The organism is Staphylococcus ureilyticus, from assembly GCF_025558845.1.
GTDB classification, from domain to species: domain Bacteria; phylum Bacillota; class Bacilli; order Staphylococcales; family Staphylococcaceae; genus Staphylococcus; species Staphylococcus ureilyticus.
The window spans coordinates 1,460,919-1,483,866 of the sequence record NZ_CP094825.1; the positions used below are offsets into that span (position 1 = coordinate 1,460,919).

Sequence of the window (22,948 nt, forward strand, 5' to 3'; positions counted from 1 at the left end):
TATCGTCTCTATCACAGGCAGCTTTCCACCCTATTCAATCACAAGCACTTTTCTCTTTGTATAGGACAAAACAATGATTTCTAATAAATTTGAGTTTTTCTTACTCTATTTTTACTAACACAAAATAAAACGACCGATTAACCTTGGCCTATGATGGTTATGGTTAAATCGGTCGTAGTTATTATTTTAATCAAAAAATGTGACTCTAAAAGTTGAACCCTTTTCTGGTTCACTAAACACATTAATTCTACCTTGATGGGCTTCCATAATATGCTTTGTAATAGATAAGCCTAAACCTGTGCCTCCAGAATCTCTACTGCGGGCTTTATCTACACGATAAAAGCGTTCAAAGATATGTTTTTGATCTTGCTTACTAATACCAATACCAAAATCTTGAACTTCAAGCACACGCTTATTACCTTCTTTGAAAACACGCACAATGACTTGACCAGAAACTTTAGAATAACTTATTGCGTTCGAAAGTAAATTAAGTGCTACTTGCGAAACTTTATCTTTATTTGCCTCAATAATAATATCTGGTTCAATCTCATTAACTATTGTTATATTTTTACTTTCTGCGATATTTTGCATATGCTTCATTGTTGACTCAGCAATTTCAGATAAACTTGTTGGTTCTGTTTCTAATTGTGTTTGTTGCTCAACATGAGACAAATCTAATAAGTCATATACTAATGTTTCAATACGATTCGATTCTTTAGAAATGATGTTTAAAAAGTCATTTAATGTTTGTTCATCATTTTTAGCACCATCTAAAAGTGTTTCGGCGAAGCCTTTTATAGAAGTGATAGGTGTTTTCAATTCATGTGATACATTAGCTACGAATTCACGTCTTAAATTTTCTAATTTTTTCAAATTTGTAATATCATGTAGCACAACTACCATACCGTAAAGATTCTTTTTACTTTTAGATAAAATTGGAATACATGCTGTGTCAAAGTATTTTTGGTGGACTTGGTCAATTGTCAACTCTATTTGATCATAAGTTGATTTTTCAACTTTAAATGCTTCGGCGATTAACTTTTGAATCTCTGGTTCTATAAAGTCGATATAGCTTTTATGTTCTACAACATTCTCAGGATTAAACACATCATAATATGATTTGTTTGCAATTACAATCTCACCATATTTATCTATCATTAAAATTGAACTAGGAATATTTTCTATCGTTGTTTTCAATCGATTAGATTGTAACTTTTGTTTATGATTTAATCGTTGTAATCTTCTGGCTAGCTCATTTGTGGTGACGAATAATTCTCTCGTTTCTTTAACATTACTTTCTGGAACCCTAACATGATAATAACCTTCGGCTAAAAGGTTTGTTGCATATGTAACTTCATTTATCGGTCTGATGTAAGTTCTATTAATGCTTCTCACGACAAAGAAAATAATAACCAATACAAATAATCCAATTAAGCCTACATATTTCCATATACCTATTTGTAGTTCTAGTATTTGATTATTAACACCACTGATAATCACATCTTTATCTCTAATCGAAGTTTTAAAAGTATATCTACGGTCATCCCCTATTTTATCGTAAATTATTTTAGAAGGATTCGCTTCATTATTAATATCATTATTAAATGGGGTCCCTGCTTTTGTGGAAAATACTTCATCGTTACCTTCAGTAAGTATCAAAGTAAAATTTTCGTTTTTTGCAATATCTTTGATTTCATCTGTTTTATCATGATTGTATAAACTGACTAAATGTTGTGCTTGGTGTTCTAAGTCACCTTGTTGGCTTGATATGACTGTATTGTATATGACATGTGTAATTATTGCACCTAATGCAACAAAACTAATGATAACGATGGTACATAATAAAAATAAGAGTCTTTGGTGAAACTTCAACATTAGACTTTAGGTCTTTCCAATTTATAGCCTAAACCTCTAACTGTTCTTATCAATTTAGGCTGCTTAGGGTTCTCTTCCAATTTATCTCTTAAATGACTTATATGTACATCCACAATTCTTGAGTCACCTGCAAATTCGTAATTCCAAACAGAGTTTAACATATGCTCACGTGTAATTACTCTGCCTTGTCTTTCAATAAGATATAGTAACAGTTCAAATTCCTTAGGTGTGAGTTCTAATAATTCATCACCACGGTAAACCTCAAAATATTCTGGTCTAATTCTGATAGAACCAATTAAAATATCATCTTCATCATTTTCAACTGGTACTGCTTCATTGATCATGGCAGATCGTCTTAAAATGGCTTTAACTCTAGCTACCACTTCTCTCGGTGAAAATGGCTTAGTCATATAATCGTCTGCACCAAGTTCTAGACCTAACACACGATCAAATTCATCATCTTTAGCAGTTAACATTAAAATTGGCACTAAATTTTTATCAGATCGGATCGTTTTACAAACTTCGATTCCATCTTTTTTAGGAAGCATAACATCTAATACAACCAATTCTGGATTTACAGCATTCACTTTTTCTAATGCTTCTTCACCATCATAGGCAACATCCACGATATATCCAGCTTGCTCTAAATTATATTTTAACAAGGTTACAATTGATTGCTCATCATCTACTACAAGTACTTTTTGTGACATAGTATACCTCCAAATTTATGATTACAAATTAATTATAACGTAAATTTTAATAAAAATAACATACTCAAAAGTTTTTTTACATAAACTTAATAAATAGAAAATAATTAGTTATTTGTAAAGAAAGCACAAAGAATTTGTATCGTCTACATAAACAATTCTTCAATAGATCTATAACTGGTATTGAATATACTCATTATTCCAGATTTTAATAATACCTTAACATTAATTTTATATTCTAACTATTAAATCTTTCGTTTCAATTATATTTTGCTAAGATTTGCTTGCTCGTAAAATATATTTTAATCAAAATAAAAGAGCGAGATAGAAATCATAATAATCATGATTTCATATTCTCGCTCTTAAACTAAAGTATTTATTTTCCTTAGAAAAATACTTTTTTATTGTTATTTATTGTCAATTTATTTAATATTTTTGATTAATTCATCAGCGAATTCAGATGTAGATACTTCTTTTGCACCTTCCATTAAACGTGCGAAGTCATAAGTAACGACTTTTGAAGCAATTGTTTTTTCGATAGACTCAGTAATTTTGTCAGCTGCTTCTTGCCAACCTAGGTGCTCAAGCATTAATGAAGCACTTAAAATTTCAGATGATGGGTTTACTTTATTTAAACCAGCATATTTTGGTGCAGTACCATGTGTAGCTTCAAATATCGCATGGCCAGTTTCATAGTTAATATTTGCGCCTGGCGCAATACCAATACCGCCAACTTGTGCTGCTAACGCATCTGACACATAGTCACCGTTAAGATTCATCGTAGCTACTACATCGTGATCTGCAGGACGTGTCAATATTTGTTGTAAGAAAATATCTGCAATGGAATCTTTAATGATAATTTTACCGTCTCTTTCAGCTTGTTCTTGAACTTCATTAGCTTTTTCTTTACCATCTTTTTCAACAATTTCATCATATTGTTGCCATGTAAAGACTTTATCACCAAATTCATTATGTGCTAAATCATAGCCCCATTGTTTGAAAGCACCCTCTGTAAATTTCATAATATTACCTTTATGAACTAGAGTTACAGATTTACGATCATTATCTAGAGCATATTGAATCGCTGCACGAACTAAACGCTCTGTACCTTCTTTTGAAACTGGTTTCACACCAATGCCTGATGTTTCTGGGAATCTTATATTTTTAGCACCCATTTCATCTTGTAAGAAATCGATTAATTTTTTAACTTCTGGTGTTCCTTCTTTAAATTCAATACCAGCATAGATATCTTCTGTGTTTTCACGGAAAATAACCATATCAGTATCTTCCGGACGTTTGACTGGTGAAGGTACGCCTTGGAACCAACGTACTGGTCTTAAGCAAGTAAATAGATCAAGTTCTTGACGTAGTGCAACGTTTAATGAACGAATACCTCCGCCGATTGGTGTAGTAAGTGGTCCTTTAATTGCAATTAAATATTCATTGATTGTATCTAAAGTTTCTTGTGGTAACCATTCGCCTGTTTCATCATAAGCTTTTTGACCTGCAAGTACTTCTTTCCATTCAATTTTCTTTTCACCGTTATAAGCCTGTTCTACGGCTGCGTCAATGACTCTACTAGCAGCTGACCAAATATCTGGTCCAATACCGTCACCGATAATATAAGGAATGATAGGATTATTTGGTACAGTTAACCCTTCTGCTGTTTTTACTACTTTTTCTCCTGCCATGTAAAAATACCTCCATCATTTGAATTGTTTTATTTATGTTAATTCGTGATTATCTTTCTTCAATTGGTTCATAAGTTCTATTAGTTTCACCAATATATTGTGCTCTTGGACGCATAATTCTATTATCTCTATATTGTTCAAGAATATGTGCAATCCAACCTGAAGTTCTACTAACTGCAAAAATAGGTGTGAATAAATCATGTTCAATATTCATACTGTGATATACAGTTGCACTATAGAAATCCACATTAGCAATAAGGCCTTTTTCTTCTTTCATTTTATCAGCTATTTTTACAGATATATCAAATAACTGGCTTTGGCCTGTTTCGGATGTAATCTTTCTACTCATCTCTTTTAAGAATTTCGCTCTTGGATCACCATTTTTATATACACGGTGACCGAATCCCATTATTTTCTCTTTATTTTTAATTTTATTATCAATGTATTCATCTACATCATCAATAGACTTAACTTCTGATAACATACTCATTACACGCTCATTTGCCCCACCGTGTAATGGACCTTTTAAAGAACCGACAGCTGCTACAATACCTGAATACATGTCTGATAATGAAGACACTGCACATCTTGCAGTAAAGGTAGAAGCATTCAACTCATGATCTGCATGTAATACCAATGCTTTATTAAATGCTTCAACTTCGATATCTGTTGGTAATTCACCACGTAACATATATAAGAAATTACCAGCATAATTTAAATCACTACTAGGTTTAACAGGTTCTTTACCTTCTCTAACTCTAGCATATGCTGTAACAAGTGAAGCGATTTTAGCTTGAATGCGTACTGCGCGTTCCATCGTTTGATCTTCACTTTCATCCTCAGCATGTTCATCAAAGTGCGCAACGTAAGACACTGATGTTCTTAATGCTGTCATTGGATGTACATTACTAGTAGCGTACTCTTTAAAATGATTATATACTCTAGGATTTAATGTCATATAGTTAAAGAGTTTTTCTTTAAATGATTGTAATTCTTCTTTATTAGGTAATCGGTAATGCCATAATAAAAAGACTACTTCTTCAAATTCAGCATTTTCGGCTAAATCATCAATTTCATAGCCAGCATATGTAAGTTGACTATCAATGATAGAGCTCACTTTAGTTTCTGCTGCAATTACCCCTTCTAAACCTTTTTGTAACTCTGCCATATATATTCCCCTTTTCTATTTCATAATGAAACGGCTTTCATAAACTATTATAGCCAATATTTACGTTTTTGTGAATATTTCAGTTTAAATTCCTAGTTAATCATTAAGAAATGATGATTTGTTTATATGCCCATAAACACGCCATAATTAATGAACGTTGTTATATCATCATTCTAATATGTAATTACCCTTTCTTCAATTTATCAAAGTTTTTAATTGGTTATCATGATTAATAACAAATTATTAATATAATATTACACTGACTTTTTTAAGATACAACTATAAAAAAGTGTTGTTTTATTTTAAATTGCGTATCATAATAATAAATAACTTAATAAAGGAGTTAAAACTTATGGCAAAACAACAGTTACAAAGAGAACTCAGCAATAGGCATATACAGTTAATTGCAATTGGAGGTGCAATCGGCACAGGGCTTTTCTTAGGAGCAGGTCAAACCATAGCATTAACTGGTCCTTCGATTTTACTTACATATATCATTATAGGATTTATGTTATTTATGTTTATGCGAGGCTTAGGTGAAATTCTTGTAACAAATACGAATTTTAAATCTTTTGCTGATGTAACAAATCAATACATAGGTTCATTTGCTGGATTTGTTACCGGATGGACATATTGGTTGTGTTGGATTATTACAGGTATGGCAGAGGTTACAGCTGTTGCTAAATACGTTAGTTTCTGGTTCCCACATATACCCAATTGGATAAGTGCTCTATTTTGTGTATTAATTTTAATGTCACTCAATTTATTAAGCGCTAAACTTTTTGGAGAACTAGAGTTTTGGTTTTCCATCATCAAAGTAGTTACAATCTTAGCACTTATTGTCGTTGGCATTGTAATGATTGTCATGGCATACGATACACAATTTGGACACACCTCGTTAACTAATTTATATCAACATGGTATTTTCCCAAAAGGGATTAGTGGATTTTTAATGTCATTTCAAATGGCACTCTTTTCCTTTGTAGGGATTGAATTGATTGGCGTGACGGCTGGCGAAACAAAAGATCCAACTAAAACGATTCCAAAAGCAATCAACAGCGTTCCGATTAGAATTTTAGTATTTTATGTTGGTGCATTGACTGTAATTATGTCAATCATCCCTTGGAACAATATTAATCCAGAAGAAAGTCCCTTTGTGAGATTATTTGCTTTAATTGGTATTCCATTTGCAGCAGGCATCATTAACTTTGTAGTATTAACAGCTGCTGCTTCTTCTTGTAATAGTGGTATATTTTCAAACAGCCGTATGTTATTTGGGCTTTCAAATCAAAAGCAAGCACCCCCTATTTTTGAAAAAACAAACAAAAATGGTGTGCCTCACATAGCAATCTTAGTCTCATGTGCTCTATTGTTAATTTCAGCCTTATTGAACTATATTATTCCAAACGCAACTTTAGTATTCACATATATTACAACTGTTTCAACAGTACTATTTTTAGTCGTTTGGGCTTTAATTATTGTTGCTTACATTAATTATCATCGCCAAAACCCAGAAATGCACAAAAATGCTACATATAAATTATTTGGTGGTAAATATATTGGGTATATCATTTTGATTTTCTTCTTTTTAGTATTTTGCTTACTTTTCGTAAATGTAGAAACAAGAAGAGCAGTCTATTTAACACCTATTTGGTTTATCATCTTGAGTCTTATGTATCTAAGATATAAAAAATTCGCTACTTCAGATATGAAGTAATCCTATCAACAACTATTGTTGAATGCTTCAACACATCAATAATCTAATACAATAGCCTAAGACATAAAATGGTCTTGGGCTATTTCTGTAAAAGAAGAGACTTGATGCTACATCATTATGAGTAGTGTTTAACAATAGTATTTGAATATCTCAATTCACGGTGTATATATCATATCGAAATCATTTAAACATATAACTATTGACGTGCTTAACATGTGTTATATATCAATCAAATAAGCGCAATCTGTTAATATTTTTATGGTATGATGCATTTCTTTAAGTGACGATTATAAATCGAGTAACGATGTTAAAGTTTTATATCTAGAAAAAATGCACTTCCATTTATAAATGGAAGTGCATTTTTAATTTGTATTATCACTTATGATGCTTATATTATGAGTAAGGATTTAGCACATGATAACTATGATTAAAGTACGTTTGCATATCCTTCAAATACTTTTCCTTGATTTGCATCTACCGTAATCAAGATATCATTTTGTATCTCTTTAGTCGCATTTTCAACACCTACAATTGTTGGAATGCCTTTTTCTAGACCTATAATTGCGCTCGGAGAAGTGATGCCGCTCTCTTCAGCAATTAAGCCACTGGCTTTTTCAATGTAAGGGACAAGCGTTTCATCTACAGAAGTTGTGACAATGACCGTTTCACTTAAATCTTTGCCTTCAAGTTCACTCGCATCATTCACTACTAAAGTATTTCCAACAACTGAATTTCTACCGATACCTTGACCTTTAGCTAATTCGTCACCTACTAGATGTAATTTCATCATATTTGTTGTCCCTTTTTCTCCTGTAGGTACACCTGCTGTAATAATGATTAAATCACCATTTTGAACTTTTTCAGTTTCGACCGCTGTAGCAACTGCTGTGTTCAACATAGCATCTGTTGTTTTACGTCCTTCTTTAACAACAGGGTGAATACCCCAAACCAATGCACATTGACGCGCAGTTTCAGCATGTGGTGTAACCGCAATAATATCTGATTTAGGACGATATTTAGAAATCGTTCTAGCAGTAGAACCACTTTCAGTTGCTGCTACAATCGCTTTTACATTTAAATTTAATGCTGTATGCGCTACTGAAACACCAATTGCATTAACTAATGAAGTTTGCACTAATTTAGTTCGATCGGATAATAATCGTTTATAATCTTGTGCAGCTTCAGCTGAAATTGCAATATTACGCATTGTTTTGACTGCTTCTTCTGGGTATAATCCAGCAGCTGTTTCGCCTGATAGCATAACTGCATCTGTACCATCATAAATGGCATTCGCAACGTCACTTGCTTCAGCACGTGTCGCACGAGGATTACGTTGCATTGAGTCTAGCATTTGCGTCGCTGTGATAACAGGCTTACCTAATTTATTACATTGTCTGATTAAGTCTTTTTGCACCATTGGTACGGATTCAGGTGGTATTTCAACACCCATATCACCACGAGCAACCATTAAACCGTCTGAAACCTCAAGTATTTCTTTAATATTATCAATACCTTCTTGGTTTTCAATTTTAGGTATAATGCTAATGTTTGTGTTTTTACCATCTTCAAGTAATTTACGAATGTCTAGTACATCACTCGGACGACGCACAAAACTTGCAGCGATAAAGTCAATATTTTCACTTATACCGAATTTAATATCTTCAGCATCTTTATCAGTGATACCTGGTAAACTTACTTTAACACCTGGTAAGTTCACGCCTTTTTTATTTTTTAATTCTCCAGTGTTTAAAACATCACATACAACTTCACCGTTTGCTTTATCTATTTGTTTTACTTGTAATTCAATAAGACCATCATCTAATAAAATATATGAGCCTTCTTGAACATCATTTATTAGATTATCGTACGTTACTGAGAATTTTTCAGGTGTACCTTCAACTTCAGTCATACTTACGATGACTTCCGTACCTTTTTCAAGTTCAATAGCACCATCTTTCATGTTGTGAGTACGGATTTCAGGACCTTTAGTATCCAATAATATTGCAACTGTTTTACCTAATCTTTGAGATACTTCACGAATTCTATCAATTCTAGCTTTATGTTCTGCATGATCACCATGTGAGAAATTCAATCTCGCAACATTCATTCCAGCTTTAATTAATTTCTCAAGCATTTCTTCAGACTCAGATGCAGGTCCAATTGTACAAACAATTTTAGTTTTTTTCATTATTAATGCCTCCCATTATTTTATATCGATAATTCATTTGCTAAAGCAAATGTTTCAAAATCAAACTTGTGTTCATTTGACCTAAATATTTCTTCAAATGAAGTATCTGTTAATTCATTGTTGCGAATACCAACGCCGATTGCTGTTTTTCCTTCTAGTAATAAGTCTACAGCATGTCCACCTAATCGTGAAGCAAGCATTCTATCTGCGCCACTTGGACTGCCGCCACGTTGGATATGACCAAGCACAGATACACGTGCATCAACATTAATATACTTTGTCAGTTCTTTTGCACAATCTTCTCCAGACATACAACCTTCTGCAACCATAACAATGGAATGTTTTTTTCCACGTCTTATTCCGTTGTCAATTTTTTCAGCTACATCTTTAATATCTGTTTCCACTTCTGGGACAATGATCGTTTCAGCTCCTACTGAAAGTCCAGCCCATAGTGCTAAATCTCCACAATCACGACCCATAACTTCTATGATGAATGTTCTAGCATGACTTGAAGCCGTATCGCGAATTTTATCAACACAATCTATAATGGTATTTAATGCAGTATCAAATCCAATTGTAAAGTCTGAACCGTTGATATCATTATCTATCGTACCTGGTACACCTATCGTTTGAATTTCTTTACATTCTTCGCTAATGCGTTGCGCACCTCTATAGCTACCATCTCCGCCTATTACTACTAGGCCTTCAATACCTCTTTTGCGCAAGTTTTCTATTGCTTTTTGTCGAACTTCTGCTTCTTTAAATTCTGGACACCTTGCTGAATACAGAAAAGTTCCGCCACGTTGGATTGTATCTCCAACAGAACCGAGCTCCAACTTCTCGATATCATCGTTTAATAATCCTTGATAGCCTTGGTAAACACCGTAAACTTCAATATTATTATAAATCGCTTTTCTAACAACAGCTCTAATAGCCGCGTTCATGCCTGGTGAATCTCCACCGCTAGTCAACACTGCAATTTTTTTCATGACGACATACCTTTCTAACATGTATTTCTTATTCTAAAAATACCATAAAATCATAGAAGGTGCCATTAAAATAGGGCATTGTAACTCATGTAAACGTTTTTAATTATTGTAAAAAAACATTTTACAATACGAAAGCGTTTCCTTATATTTTATATTTTCAAAACAATGATACTTTATCATACCTTTAACTTTACTTTATTAAACAGATATCTCAAACTCCCACTTTTGACTTACTTTGCTCAATAAAAAAGAGCACTAATATGAAATCAGGGGTTTGTATACCTAATTACAATTTAATGCTCTTTTAAAACCTTAGACTATAAAATCCACATGGTTAGTATGAATACTAAAAAAAATGGCTTTGCAGAAGTATATTATTTCGTGTCTTTTTAATTATTCATTAAAAGAACCGATATTTCTAAATTTGTCATAGCGATCATCTATGATTTGTTGTTCATTAAACGCACTTAATTCATTCAAATGTTTTAAAAATGCACTTTTTATATTTTGAGCTTGCTTTTCAATATCATGATGAGCGCCACCAAGTGGTTCTTTTAAAACTTCATCGGCAATTTTCAATTCATATAAATCTTCTGCAGTAATCTTCATTGTTTCCGCAGCTATTTGTGCTAAATTACTATCTTTCCATAATAATGCAGATGCACCCTCTGGTGAAATTACAGAATATGTGCTGTTTTCCAGCATTAATAAACGATTCGAAATGCCAAGACCTAAAGCGCCACCGCTTCCACCTTCACCAATTACAACCGCAATGACTGGCACTTTAAGTGCTGCCATTTCGATAAGGTTTTTAGCAATAGATTCACTTTGACCGCGTTCTTCTGCTGCTTTCCCTGGATAAGCACCTTTTGTATCAATAAATGTAAAAATAGGTCTATTAAATTTTTCAGCTTGCTTCATTAAGCGTAAGGCTTTTCTATATCCTTCAGGATGCGCCATACCAAAGTTACGATAAATATTATCTTTAGTATCTTTCCCACGTTGTTGACCAACAACTGTAACTGCTTGGCCATTTAAATAGCCAATACCGCCAATCATAGCTGGATCATCTCGGAAATTACGATCACCATGTAACTCAATAAAGGAATCAAAAATATGAGGTATATAATCTAGAGATGTAGGTCTTTCTTGTAAGCGCGCTAATTGTACTCGATCCCATGGCTTTAAATGAGTATATACCTTTTGTGTTTCACGCTCTAATGAAGCCTCAAGCATATCAATTTCTTCCTGTAAGTCCACGTCATTTTTTTCTTGTGATTCTTTTAACGATTCAATTTTGTTTTTTATTTCAAAAAGTGGCTTTTCAAAGTCAAGCATTCGTTTTCACCTCTTGGTGCATTTTTAAAATATTAGATAGTGTTACTTTCATTTCTTTTCTATGTACAACTTTATCTAATTGTCCATGCTCTAATAAAAATTCAGCAGTTTGGAAGTCGTCAGGTAGCTTTTCATTAATCGTTTGTTCAATCACTCGTCTACCAGCAAAACCAATAAGTGCTTTAGGTTCACTTAAATTAATATCACCAACTGAAGCAAAGCTTGCCGATACACCACCTGTTGTTGGGTTTGTAATATACGAAATATATAGCAATCCATGATCCATATGTCTTTTTAAAGTGACACTGGTTTTACCCATTTGCATTAAAGATATAATACCTTCTTGCATTCTAGCGCCACCACTAGCAGAAAATAGGATGAACGGTAAACGATGCTCAGTACAATATTCTATAATTCTACATATCTTTTCACCAACCACTGAGCCCATGCTACCCATTCTAAATCTAGCATCCATCACAGCTACGCCAAATTCAATACCTTCTAAATGTGCTGTACCAGTAACAACAGCTTCATTTAACTCTGTTTTTTGTTGATCTTTTTGAATTTTTTCTTCATAACTTGGAAAATCCAATGGATTCGCAGAGGTCATTCCTTTATCAAATTCTGTGAATGTACCTTCATCAGAAATGGCTTCAATTCTTTTATACGCTGTTAAAGCGATGTGATGATCACAATTGAAACATACATTTAAATTTTCAGCTAATTCTTTAGTATACATGATCTTCTTACATTTCGGGCATTTTGTCATAATTCCTGCTGGAACATCACTTTGTTTTGAATCGGAAACAGTTACATACTTTTTCTTTTTACTACTTCTATTGAAAAAATCTTTAAACATTTTAAACCTCCACTTAACCATTACTGTCTTCCCAATATTATAAATACAATATTTCGAGATCAGTATTCATGAATATTATTTATCTAAATCTGTTAATTTCATTGTTTTATTATAAATTTCTTCTGGGTCCATATCTGTTCTTGCTACCCCTGTTTCCATTGCTGCTTTTGCAACTTCTCTAGCAACAGAAGGTGCCACACGTTTGTCAAACGGACCAGGAATACAGTAATCTGGATTTAATTCTTCTGGTTTAATTAAATTTGCAATTGCTTCTACTGCAGCTTGTTTCATCTCTTCATTTATATGCGTAGCTTCTACATCTAATGCACCTCTAAATATACCAGGAAATGCAAGGACATTATTGATTTGATTTGGATAATCCGAACGACCAGTTCCAATTACTTTAGCACCTGCTTCTTTTGCTACATCAGGATTGATTTCAGGATTCGGATTTGCCATAGCAAATATAATTGGATCTTTAGCCATTGATTCAACCATTTCTTTTGTTAATAAATCGGCTACAGAAACGCCAATAAATACGTCAGCATCTTTTATGACATCGCTTAAAGAGCCTTCTACTTTATCTCTGTTTGTCCATTTAGCTACAAATGCTTTTGTATCATTCATACCATAAGAACGACCTTCGTAAATAGCACCTTTGGAATCACACATAATCATATCTCTAACACCATATGAATAAAGCAATTGAACAATTGCCATACCTGCTGCACCTGCTCCGTTAAGCACCACTTTTATATCAGATAATTCTTTATCTATAATGCGCAGTGCATTGATCATACCTGCAACTGTAACAATTGCAGTACCATGTTGATCATCATGAAAAACAGGTATTTTTGTTTCTTTTTTTAAGCGCGCTTCAATTTCAAAACAACGTGGTGCAGAAATATCTTCAAGATTAATGCCACCATAGTTTGGTTCTAATAATTTTACTGTATTTACAATTTCATCTGTATCCGTTGTATTAAGTGCAATTGGCACACCATCAATGCCTGAAAAACTTTTAAACAAAACTGCTTTCCCTTCCATTACTGGAATACTAGCTTCTGCACCAATGTTGCCCAATCCAAGTACAGCTGTACCATCAGTAACAACCGCGACTGTATTTGCTTTCATTGTATATTCAAATACTTTTCTAGGGTCTTCATGTATTTCTTTACATGGTTCAGCTACACCGGGTGAATATGCCAAACTTAGCTCTTCTTTATTGGTCACTTGAACTTTTGGTGTAACTTCTAATTTACCTTGATTAATTCTGTGCATTTCTAGTGCGTCGTCTCTTAATGTCATGTAAACCTACCCCTTACATTCAATAATTTTAATCAGTCATATACATTTTTATTACAATCTAACAAAAATTACAAATGTTATCGTTAGCATTAAATCATAAGCACATGTTGTATGATAACTTTTGTAATAAAAACATATATTTTACATGTAGTCTATAAACTATCATTTAATATAAACTGATGGTAAGTATCAACTTAACCATCAGTTTACTATATCATAGTTTATAGACTTGATAAAGTTAAATTATCCTTATATCCCATGGTGAACACTTGGCTATCAGCGTTTCAATTTTTTCTTTTTTACGTGATATAAAACCTATAATTTTAAATTGATTTTGGCTTTCTTGAAAATATTTCACTGGGATGTCATCTGCCATTGCTTGTAAATTTAACTGCTGTTTTATTTCTGATAAATCTTCTATATTTCTAATGATGACTTGTTTTGCATTTGCTAGTTTATTACTTTCAAACGACGCAACACTTTCTATTTGGTTAATAATAAGTTGTTTTTTATTATTTCTATATTCAAATTTACCTTTCACAATAAGTGTATCTGTCTTGTTTAAGTATATTTCGAATTTTTTATATGCGTCTGGGAACACTACCCCATCTAAATTATTAAGTCCATCATTTAACGTAATAAATGCCATATTTTGTCCGTTTTTAGTACGAATACGTTTTAACTGGTCGATTTGAATAAAGATAGGTTGATTATCTCTAGCATTATTAAGCTTATAAATACCAAGATATTGTTTTTCTTCAAACGCCTTCTCTACAGGATGTGTCGAGACATAAAACCCTAAATATTCTTTTTCATAATCACTTAGTACTTGATCCGGTAATTCTTCTTTGTCTTCATAAGATGTTTTTGGGGTCAATACATCAAAAATAAAATCATCTTGTTCCACATTGGAGACGTCATCTAACACTTGATCAATCGCATGCAATAAGGTCGCTCTATTTTTACCAAATGTATCAAAAGCCCCGACTAATATTAATGCTTCAAGTAATTTTCTACTCTTTATTCTTTTAGGTATACGACGTGTAAAATCAAAGAAATCTTTATATATACCATTACTTTTTCTTTCATCAACAATAAGTTTAACACTCTGATAGCCGATGCCTTTAATTGCGCCTAAAGATAGATAGATACCTTTGTTGCTTGCTTTATAAAACCAATGACTTTCATTAATATTGGGTGCCAATATATTTAATTGCTGATGTTTCGCTTCATCAATCATTTGTGCTGTCTTCTTTTCACTACCAATTGAATTACTTAGAATATTGGCATAAAAATAATTAGCATAATGTACTTTTAAATAACTCATAATATAAGCTATTTTGGAGTAACTCACCGCATGTGCACGTGCGAAGCCATAATCTGCAAATTTTAAAATCAGATCAAAAATTTGTTTGCTTAATCGTTCATCATACCCGTTACTTAAAGCACCTTCCACAAAGTGTTGTCGCTCACTCTCTAATACTGCACGATTCTTTTTACTCATTGCACGTCTTAATATATCTGCTTCACCATAACTAAAATTAGCAAACTTACTCGCAATTTGCATAATTTGTTCCTGATAGATAATAACACCATACGTTGTTTTTAAAATAGGTTCTAAGTCTTTATGCAAATATTGTACTTTTTCAGGGAAGTGTCTCCTAGTAATATAGGTTGGTATTTCTTCCATAGGTCCAGGTCTATACAAAGAAGTTACAGCTACAATATCTTCAAATTGTTCTGGTTGTAATTTTTTCAATACATTTCTTATACCATCAGATTCTAGTTGGAATACACCTGTTGTATCACCATGTGAGAGTAACTGAAATACTTTTGAATCATTAAAAGGAATGGCTTCAATATCTATATCAATGTTCATATCTCTTTTCACTTGTTTAACGATTTGATGAATAATAGATAAATTTCGTAAACCTAGAAAATCAATTTTCAACAGACCAATACGTTCCGCTTCGGTCATAGTCCACTGTGTCAGTATGCCAGTATCACCTAAAGTTAATGGAGTATACTCATATAAAGGGTGATCGTTTATAATGATCCCTGCTGCATGTGTTGACGTATGTCGTGGTAGACCTTCTAATTTTTTACAAATTTCAAACCAGCGTTCATGCCGATGATTTCTATGCACAAATTGTTTAAATTCCTTTTTCTCATATGCCTCATCTAATGTAATGCCTAATTTATGAGGGATTAAAGATGAAATTTCATTTAATGTTATTTCATCAAAACCCATAATCCGACCGACGTCTCTTGAAACTGCCCTTGCTAATAAATGACCAAACGTCACTATACCAGAAACATGATTATTGCCGTATTTTTCCTGTACATATTTAATCACTTTTTCTCTATGTGTATCTTCAAAATCAATATCAATATCTGGCATAGTAACACGCTCAGGATTTAAAAAACGCTCAAATAACAAGTTATATTTAATGGGATCAATCGTCGTAATATCTAATAAGTAACTAACTAAAGAACCAGCAGATGAACCACGACCTGGACCAACTAATACATCATGCGTTTTAGCAAAATGTATTAAATCACTTACAATTAAAAAATAGTCTTCAAAACCCATGCGTGTAATAATTTCATATTCATGATTAAGCCTTTTAGCATATCTTTGTAGTGATGCTTGGGATAATTTTAACTGTTTCAAATTTTGTTGAAGCATCTCATAAAGATAATCTTTAGACGGCTGATTATTTGGTGTTTTAAATTTAGGTAATAATGATTGATGATATTGTAGTTCGGCATTACAAATGGATGCGATGTAATTTGTATTTTGCCAAATACGCTCACTAACATGGAATGTATCTAGATCAGCTCTACTAAACATATGTGCGTTGTAATCATGCACTTCTTTAACTAAATCTAATTTCTCATTATTTTTTATAGCAGCTAATGCCGTTAAAGTATCCGCATCTTCTTCATTTAAATAGTTTGTACTTTGTGCCCACACGACCGGAAAATCTAATCCTGGTTGGCTATTGTGATTTACAAATATATCTTCATTACCAATGAAAGTTTGTAATATGCTTTGGTGTGCTTCAGTTACATCTTTAAATATGACAATCAAATGATCAATATATTTATTAAGCCACTCTAAGGGCGTTTCAGACTTTTCTTTCATTTTTATTGCAGATGATAATTTAAATAAATCTTTTAGACCTTGATTATTTTTAGCAAGGACAATGGTTTCAACTGAAGCTAAACCATCTGTGAGATAAATTGTCATACCAAATATTGGATGAATATTTGCTGCTATGCACGCGTCGTAGAATTGGGGATAGCCGTATAAAACATTTGTATCTGTAATTGCTAATGATGTGTAACCTTCTTTCGTTGCTTTCGCAATGACATCTTTAATTTTAATACTTGAATTCAATAAGTCATACGATGTATGAACGTTTAAATGCGCAACCATCAGCAAATACCTCCCAAATCTTACAATTTATTATTTAATGCTTGTGCTAATTCTTCAAATTGTTGCCAATCTGCAACGGAAACACCAGATGCATTCGGATGGCCTCCACCACCAAATGCATTAGCAATATCATTAATGACGATACCTTTAGAACGAATGCGACATCTAATTTCAGTTCCTTCATCTACCGCAAAAACCCATATTTTCAATCCTTGAATATCAGCAATCGCATTGACAAATAGCGAAGCTTCATTCGCTACAATATCAAATTTTTCTAGTACATCTTTTGTGATTTTCACCTTACAAAAACCTTTATCATTTAAATCAAAATTTTGTAAAACATAGCCTTGAAATGGCAATAATTTAGGATCTTTTTCACCCAATTTATTCAATTCTTGTTGATGATTAAATGAATATTTTAATAATTGGCTTGCGACTTCCATCGTATGTGGTGTTGTATTATTAAATAAAAAACGCCCAGTATCTCCAACAATACCTAGATACAATACTCTTGCTACAGAATCATCAATCAGAGATTGATCGTTAAAATGACTTATGAAATCAAAAATAATCTCACTCGTTGATGATGCTTCATCATTGACATAATTTATATCTCCATATTGGTCAACTGCTGGGTGATGATCAATTTTAACAAGACGTTTGCCAGTATTGAATCTATGGTCACTGATTCTCGGTGCATTAGCAGTGTCGCATACGATAACCAATGCTTCGTTATATTGGTCATCACTAATATCATCAAAAGTACCGATAAAATCAAGCGACGGTTCTCCTTCTCCAACTGCAAAAATATTCTTTTCTGGAAATTTAAGTTTTAAGTAATTTTTCAAGCCGAGTTGCGATCCATAAGCATCCGGGTCTGGTCTCACATGTCTATGTATAATTACTGTTTGAACCGCTTTTATTTCATCCATAATTTGATTAAATTCCATCGTCATTTTATATCTTCCTTTTTATAATTTATATATACCCTTTAATCTATCATCTGACAAATGATCATTGCTTTTGCAACATGTTTACCATCACTTGTCATCGTTACCTCTAATTTAGCAAAATTTCTACCTACATCTAACATATCATAATGTACATTGATTTCAGATTCAATTTGCACAGTCTTAATGTAAATGATATTTAAACTTTCAATCATTACTTCAAGTTTCTTTAATTTCCGCATTTCATAACGAACGGTTTCTTCAATAATTGCTACAAAAACTGCTTTACTCAATGTGCCAAATTGATTTGTAAGTAAAGGCGAAGTTTGTACTTGAATATCATCGTTTGCAATTGTAATATGTTTAGCTACTTGATCATTAATGGTTTCACCTACTTGTGGCTGACGACTCAGCAATTGCATTGCTGTTAATACATCTTTTCTGGTAATTACACCTATTAATTTTTTGCTTGGTGAAATCACTGGTAATAATTCAATACCTTCCCAAATCATCATGTGTGCACAATTTGCAACAGTAGTTGAAAGTTGTACATTGAGTGGAGACTTCGTCATAAAATGTGCTAAAGTATCATTGTCATCCATTTTAATTATTTCTTTACTTGTGATAATACCAACTAAACGCCAATGTTCATCAATAACCGGGAATCTGGAATGTCCTGTGCGTTTTGCTTTTTCTTTGTAATCGTGCAAGATCATATTATCAAAAACCACAGTATCTTCATTCACTGATTTAACTATGTCTTCAACGACCAATATTTCTTTCCGAATCATTTGATTATACATCGCTCTATTAATAATATTTGCAACTAAATATGTATCATAATTAGATGACAGTATCGGTAAATCATGTTCATCGGCATATTTGATTATCTCATTAGACGTTCTGAAACCACCAGTAATCAATACTGCGCTTCCTCTTTTCAATGCGGCCAATTGGACATCTTTACGATTTCCTACAATCAATAATGTGTGAGGACTTAAATACTTTACCACATCTTCAATTTCCATTGCGCCAATTGCAAATTTTGATAATGTCTTAATAAGGCCATTTCTTCCTCCTAATACTTGTCCATCAATTATTTTTACAATTTCTCCAAATGTAAGTTGTTCAATTTGTTCACGTGATTTCTTTTCTATTCGGACAGTACCAACTCTATCTATTGTTGCTACTAAACCAATTCTACCGGCATCTTTAATCGCACGATACGCTGTCCCCTCAGAGACATTTAAATCTTTCGCTATTTTTCTAACAGAAATCTTTTGTCCTACTGCTAAAGATTCGATATAAGATAAAATTTGCTCATGCTTTGTCATTTTAATAACCTCATTTTTGACATTTTCTATGATATTATAACTTTTTATAGCTAAAATTGCGATTTAATCACTTAAAAAATATATTTTAACTATAATTATGACATATATTCAGTAATATATTAATATTTATAAAACTTTTTACTCTGTTACTATGAAAATATATAATTTTTAATTTGATTTGTGATAAACTCTAATTAGAATAGAATTAAGGAGGGATGGAATAATGTTTAAAAATATTTTACTCGGTGTTGATACCACACTTAAAAATGAAAAAGCGCTAGAAGAAGTTTCAAAATTAGCTGGTGAAGGTACTGTTGTAACAATTCTTAACGCAATCAGTGAACAAGATGCACAAGCATCGATTAAATCTGGTGTTCATTTAGATAAACTTGTTGAAAAACGTAGTAAAGGTTTAGAAAATACACGAAATACGCTCGATGAATATGGCATTAAATATGATGAAATCATTGTGCGTGGCAATGCTAAAGAACAATTGGTAAAAGAGGCAAATAGTGGTAAATATGAAATAGTTGTACTTAGTAACCGTCGTGCTGAAGCCAAGAAAAAATTCGTGCTAGGTAGTGTGAGTCATAAAGTTGCTAAAAGAGCAAGCATCCCTGTGCTTATTGTAAAATAGCATAACACTTAATATGACTCTAATAGTCACCTCATTGTATCAAACGATCCAATTCTATAAAACCAAAGAAAACGCCAATTCCTCTAAAATCCTAGTAGAAATTGGCGTTTTTGTTTTATCCAAGATTTTTTATGTCACAATCACTTTAAAGTTGGACTGCATCACCTGGATTTAATATCTGTACTTCACCTTCTGAAACAGCTGACTTGAAATCTTCTGGATTTTGTTTAATCAAGTCAAATGTATTGTAGTGAATTGGTACTGTAATTTTAGGTTTAATGAACTGATTAATTGCAAAACTAGCATCATCAATGCCCATTGTGAAATTATCACCAATTGGAATAAAACAAATGTCAACTGGATGACGTTCAGCAATTAATTTCATGTCACCAAATAATCCTGTATCACCAGTATGATAAATCGTCTTGCCTTCTATTTCTAAAATTAGCCCCATCGGCATACCTAAATATACGGGAATACCATTGTCATCAGTCAAGCTAGAACTGTGAAACGCTTGTACAAACTTAACCGTTCCAAAATCAAATTCTGCTTTACCACCAATATTCATAGGTCTAACATTTTCAACATTTTTAGTAGTCGTTAAATAATCACCTAATTCAGCTGAACCAATAACTGTTGCATGGTTTCTATTTGCTAATTCAACTGTATCACCAAAATGATCGCCATGACCATGTGTTAAAATTATATAATCTACTTCTAAAGTTTCAGCATCTAAATCAGATAAATCGTTTCCCGTAATAAATGGATCAACAATTACTTTTTTGCCATTTGCTTCAAAATAAATCGTTGATTGTCCATGAAAAGATAATTTCATATCGATAATTCCTCCCATAAAACTATTTATTTTATATATACCACAATGATTAATAGTTATAACACACTTTTACCAAAATACGTGTTTATGAACGATAAATTTTTTTATAATTTTAGCAATATACTTTATTTCAACATATTATTTTTGAATTCCTTACACAACTAACATAAAATTAATATAATCATATATTTAGGAGGCAGTAAAATGAAGTTACAACAAGTTATAGAATCATTAAAGTCACAACAAGCTGATGCAGCATGGATTACTACCCCATTAAACATCTTTTATTTCACCGGCTATTTAAGTGATCCTCACGAACGGTTACTAGCTCTTTTAATCAAAGCGAATGGTGATCAAGTTTTATTTTGCCCACAACTTGAAGTTGAAGAAGTTAAAGCTTCACCTTTTGAGGGAGAGGTCATTGGTTACCTTGATACAGAAAATGCATTAGATAAATATCCACATACTTTCAATAAAATGTTAGTAGAAGCGGCTCATTTAACTGTACAGCGTCAACGTGAATTAATCGAAGCTTTCAAAGTACAATCGTTCGGTGACATAGATCAAACGATAAAGTCACTACGTAATGTTAAAAGTGAATCTGAAATCGCTAAAATTCGGAAAGCTTGTGAACTAGCAGATAAATGTATAGAAATTGGAGCAGATTTCTTAAAAGAAGGTGTGACAGAACGACAAGTTGTTAATCACATTGAATATGAAATCAAAGCTTATGGAGTTAATGAAATGAGCTTTGATACAATGGTCCTTTTCGGTGATCACGCAGCATCACCACACGGTATACCTGGCGACCGTCAATTACAAAATAATGAATTTGTGTTATTTGATTTAGGCGTCATTTACGAAAATTATTGTAGTGATATGACCAGAACAATTAAATTTGGAAAGCCTAGTTCAGAAGCTCAAAACATTTACGATACCGTATTAAAAGCTGAACAAGCGGCGATTGCTGCAATTAAACCTGGTGTACAAATCAAAGATGTAGACGCTATTGCTCGAGATATTATCACAGATGCTGGTTATGGAGACTACTTCCCTCATCGATTAGGACATGGCCTAGGATTAGAAGAGCATGAATACCAAGATGTTTCTAGTACAAATACAAATGAATTCGTACCGGGTATGGTTGTAACAGTCGAACCTGGCATCTATGTTCCAGGAGTAGCTGGTGTGCGTATAGAAGATGATATTCTTGTTACTGAAAATGGAAACGAAAGCTTAACAGGTTACGAAAAATGATCAAAGAGGCCGTAGTCGAAACAATCCAACAAGTTGAATACGCAATTGAAAATGGTGCAGATCGTATTGAATTATGTGATAACTTACATGTCGGAGGTACCACACCTAGTATTGGAATGATTGAAATTGCTACTGAAATTTGTAAAGCAAATCACGTAGAAATTGCTATCATGATACGCCCTCGCGGAGGCAACTTTGTATATAGCTTATACGACTTTGAAATTATGCAACGAGATATTAAAGCTATTAAATCATATGATATTGACTACTTTGTTTTCGGTTGTTTAACAGAAGATAATACACTGAACGAATGGCAAATGAAAACTTTAAAACAACTCGCATCACCAATACCTGTTGTTTGTCATATGGCTTTCGACGAAATTCATTTAGAAGGACAGGTAAAAGCATTACACAAATTAATTGAACTAGGTTTTACCAGGTTACTGACACATGGTGGTCCAGCAGAAACTGATATTTTTGATAATTTAAATCAACTTGGTAAATTGGTCGTGAATTCTGGTGGAAATATTGAAATCATGCCTGGTGGTGGTTTAACAAAATCTAATGTTCAAGCGCTCGTTGCTGCATTTCCTTTTCAAGAAGTACACGGTACAAAAATTGTATAGCAGTATCAAATAATCTTATATGACATT

17 protein-coding genes are annotated in these 22,948 nt (G+C 32.8%); 4 read left to right on the top strand and 13 right to left on the bottom strand.

The annotated features are described in order from the left end of the window. Positions 1–186: 186 nt before the first annotated feature. The 4 genes from pnpS to MUA21_RS07195 all read right to left on the bottom strand — a co-directional run bounded on the left by pnpS (position 187) and on the right by MUA21_RS07195 (position 5,441). Positions 187–1,875, bottom strand: coding sequence for a two-component system histidine kinase PnpS (pnpS, locus tag MUA21_RS07180; RefSeq protein ID WP_262560942.1), 1,689 nt, complete (start codon positions 1,873–1,875; stop codon positions 187–189). Then, positions 1,875–2,585 carry a response regulator transcription factor gene (locus MUA21_RS07185; protein WP_262560943.1) on the bottom strand — a complete coding sequence of 237 codons (711 nt, stop codon included), beginning with the start codon at positions 2,583–2,585 and terminating at the stop codon, positions 1,875–1,877. The genes pnpS and MUA21_RS07185 overlap by 1 nt, the downstream gene beginning before the upstream one ends. Positions 2,586–3,004: 419 nt before the next feature. Continuing rightward, positions 3,005–4,273, bottom strand: coding sequence for an NADP-dependent isocitrate dehydrogenase (gene icd / locus MUA21_RS07190; RefSeq protein ID WP_262560944.1), 1,269 nt, complete (start codon positions 4,271–4,273; stop codon positions 3,005–3,007). 49 nt (positions 4,274–4,322) lie between these two features. Further along, positions 4,323–5,441, bottom strand: a complete 1,119-nt coding sequence (locus MUA21_RS07195; RefSeq protein WP_064208851.1) for a citrate synthase — start codon at positions 5,439–5,441, stop codon at positions 4,323–4,325. Positions 5,442–5,793: 352 nt separating this feature from the next. Here MUA21_RS07195 and MUA21_RS07200 point away from each other — a divergent pair, with 352 nt between their 5' ends. After that, positions 5,794–7,158: an amino acid permease gene (locus tag MUA21_RS07200; protein ID WP_070039334.1), complete on the top strand. Its 1,365-nt coding sequence runs from the start codon at positions 5,794–5,796 to the stop codon at positions 7,156–7,158. Positions 7,159–7,585: 427 nt separating this feature from the next. Here the strand turns inward: MUA21_RS07200 and pyk are convergent, their stop codons facing one another. The 8 genes from pyk to MUA21_RS07240 all read right to left on the bottom strand — a co-directional run bounded on the left by pyk (position 7,586) and on the right by MUA21_RS07240 (position 19,566). Further along, complete coding sequence (gene pyk / locus MUA21_RS07205; RefSeq protein ID WP_262560945.1) at positions 7,586–9,346, bottom strand: pyruvate kinase; 1,761 nt, start codon at positions 9,344–9,346, stop codon at positions 7,586–7,588. Between the two features lie 20 nt (positions 9,347–9,366). Continuing rightward, positions 9,367–10,335 carry a 6-phosphofructokinase gene (pfkA, locus tag MUA21_RS07210; protein ID WP_046206871.1) on the bottom strand — a complete coding sequence of 323 codons (969 nt, stop codon included), beginning with the start codon at positions 10,333–10,335 and terminating at the stop codon, positions 9,367–9,369. Positions 10,336–10,728: 393 nt separating this feature from the next. Then, positions 10,729–11,673: an acetyl-CoA carboxylase carboxyltransferase subunit alpha gene (locus MUA21_RS07215; protein WP_046206870.1), complete on the bottom strand. Its 945-nt coding sequence runs from the start codon at positions 11,671–11,673 to the stop codon at positions 10,729–10,731. Continuing rightward, the gene (accD, locus tag MUA21_RS07220; RefSeq protein WP_046206869.1) at positions 11,666–12,532 is read right to left on the bottom strand and encodes an acetyl-CoA carboxylase, carboxyltransferase subunit beta; all 867 of its coding nucleotides are present in this window, start codon (positions 12,530–12,532) and stop codon (positions 11,666–11,668) included. The genes MUA21_RS07215 and accD overlap by 8 nt, the downstream gene beginning before the upstream one ends. A 75-nt stretch (positions 12,533–12,607) precedes the next feature. Continuing rightward, positions 12,608–13,840 carry an NADP-dependent malic enzyme gene (gene ystJ, locus MUA21_RS07225; protein ID WP_064208848.1) on the bottom strand — a complete coding sequence of 411 codons (1,233 nt, stop codon included), beginning with the start codon at positions 13,838–13,840 and terminating at the stop codon, positions 12,608–12,610. Positions 13,841–14,078: 238 nt separating this feature from the next. Beyond that, positions 14,079–17,282 (bottom strand): DNA polymerase III subunit alpha, encoded by a 3,204-nt coding sequence (locus tag MUA21_RS07230; protein WP_262560946.1) that lies wholly within the window; start codon positions 17,280–17,282, stop codon positions 14,079–14,081. Positions 17,283–17,302: 20 nt separating this feature from the next. Beyond that, on the bottom strand, positions 17,303–18,238 hold the full coding sequence (locus tag MUA21_RS07235; RefSeq protein WP_046206866.1) for a DHH family phosphoesterase: 936 nt from the start codon (positions 18,236–18,238) through the stop codon (positions 17,303–17,305). A gap of 35 nt (positions 18,239–18,273) precedes the next feature. Continuing rightward, positions 18,274–19,566, bottom strand: coding sequence for a DRTGG domain-containing protein (locus MUA21_RS07240; RefSeq protein WP_262560947.1), 1,293 nt, complete (start codon positions 19,564–19,566; stop codon positions 18,274–18,276). Positions 19,567–19,789: 223 nt separating this feature from the next. Here MUA21_RS07240 and MUA21_RS07245 point away from each other — a divergent pair, with 223 nt between their 5' ends. Then, a complete protein-coding gene (locus tag MUA21_RS07245; RefSeq protein ID WP_046206864.1) occupies positions 19,790–20,203 on the top strand; it encodes a universal stress protein in 414 nt (137 codons plus the stop codon). Positions 20,204–20,348: 145 nt separating this feature from the next. On the opposite strand, the gene MUA21_RS07250 is transcribed toward MUA21_RS07245, so the two are convergent. Further along, positions 20,349–21,038: a metal-dependent hydrolase gene (locus tag MUA21_RS07250; protein WP_046206863.1), complete on the bottom strand. Its 690-nt coding sequence runs from the start codon at positions 21,036–21,038 to the stop codon at positions 20,349–20,351. A 204-nt stretch (positions 21,039–21,242) separates the two neighbouring features. Between MUA21_RS07250 and MUA21_RS07255 the strand changes: the two genes are divergently transcribed. Beyond that, complete coding sequence (locus MUA21_RS07255) at positions 21,243–22,295, top strand: M24 family metallopeptidase (protein WP_046206862.1); 1,053 nt, start codon at positions 21,243–21,245, stop codon at positions 22,293–22,295. Then, positions 22,292–22,921 (top strand): copper homeostasis protein CutC, encoded by a 630-nt coding sequence (locus MUA21_RS07260; RefSeq protein ID WP_046206861.1) that lies wholly within the window; start codon positions 22,292–22,294, stop codon positions 22,919–22,921. The genes MUA21_RS07255 and MUA21_RS07260 overlap by 4 nt, the downstream gene beginning before the upstream one ends. The last annotated feature ends 27 nt before the right edge of the window (positions 22,922–22,948 follow it).

What these genes read in the sequence shown, in the direction of transcription:
- MUA21_RS07185 (WP_262560943.1), bottom strand. Translation starts at nt 2,585, where the DNA reads ATGTCACAAAAAGTACTTGTAGTAGATGATGAGCAATCAATTGTAACC.
- pnpS (WP_262560942.1), bottom strand. Translation starts at nt 1,875, where the DNA reads ATGTTGAAGTTTCACCAAAGACTCTTATTTTTATTATGTACCATCGTT.
- MUA21_RS07235 (WP_046206866.1), bottom strand. Translation starts at nt 18,238, where the DNA reads ATGACGATGGAATTTAATCAAATTATGGATGAAATAAAAGCGGTTCAA.
- ystJ (WP_064208848.1), bottom strand. Translation starts at nt 13,840, where the DNA reads ATGACATTAAGAGACGACGCACTAGAAATGCACAGAATTAATCAAGGT.
- icd (WP_262560944.1), bottom strand. Translation starts at nt 4,273, where the DNA reads ATGGCAGGAGAAAAAGTAGTAAAAACAGCAGAAGGGTTAACTGTACCA.
- accD (WP_046206869.1), bottom strand. Translation starts at nt 12,532, where the DNA reads ATGTTTAAAGATTTTTTCAATAGAAGTAGTAAAAAGAAAAAGTATGTA.
- pyk (WP_262560945.1), bottom strand. Translation starts at nt 9,346, where the DNA reads ATGAAAAAAACTAAAATTGTTTGTACAATTGGACCTGCATCTGAGTCT.
- MUA21_RS07195 (WP_064208851.1), bottom strand. Translation starts at nt 5,441, where the DNA reads ATGGCAGAGTTACAAAAAGGTTTAGAAGGGGTAATTGCAGCAGAAACT.
- MUA21_RS07215 (WP_046206870.1), bottom strand. Translation starts at nt 11,673, where the DNA reads ATGCTTGACTTTGAAAAGCCACTTTTTGAAATAAAAAACAAAATTGAA.
- MUA21_RS07260 (WP_046206861.1), top strand. Translation starts at nt 22,292, where the DNA reads ATGATCAAAGAGGCCGTAGTCGAAACAATCCAACAAGTTGAATACGCA.
- MUA21_RS07200 (WP_070039334.1), top strand. Translation starts at nt 5,794, where the DNA reads ATGGCAAAACAACAGTTACAAAGAGAACTCAGCAATAGGCATATACAG.
- MUA21_RS07255 (WP_046206862.1), top strand. Translation starts at nt 21,243, where the DNA reads ATGAAGTTACAACAAGTTATAGAATCATTAAAGTCACAACAAGCTGAT.
- MUA21_RS07230 (WP_262560946.1), bottom strand. Translation starts at nt 17,282, where the DNA reads ATGGTTGCGCATTTAAACGTTCATACATCGTATGACTTATTGAATTCA.
- MUA21_RS07250 (WP_046206863.1), bottom strand. Translation starts at nt 21,038, where the DNA reads ATGAAATTATCTTTTCATGGACAATCAACGATTTATTTTGAAGCAAAT.
- MUA21_RS07245 (WP_046206864.1), top strand. Translation starts at nt 19,790, where the DNA reads ATGTTTAAAAATATTTTACTCGGTGTTGATACCACACTTAAAAATGAA.
- pfkA (WP_046206871.1), bottom strand. Translation starts at nt 10,335, where the DNA reads ATGAAAAAAATTGCAGTGTTGACTAGCGGTGGAGATTCACCAGGCATG.
- MUA21_RS07240 (WP_262560947.1), bottom strand. Translation starts at nt 19,566, where the DNA reads ATGACAAAGCATGAGCAAATTTTATCTTATATCGAATCTTTAGCAGTA.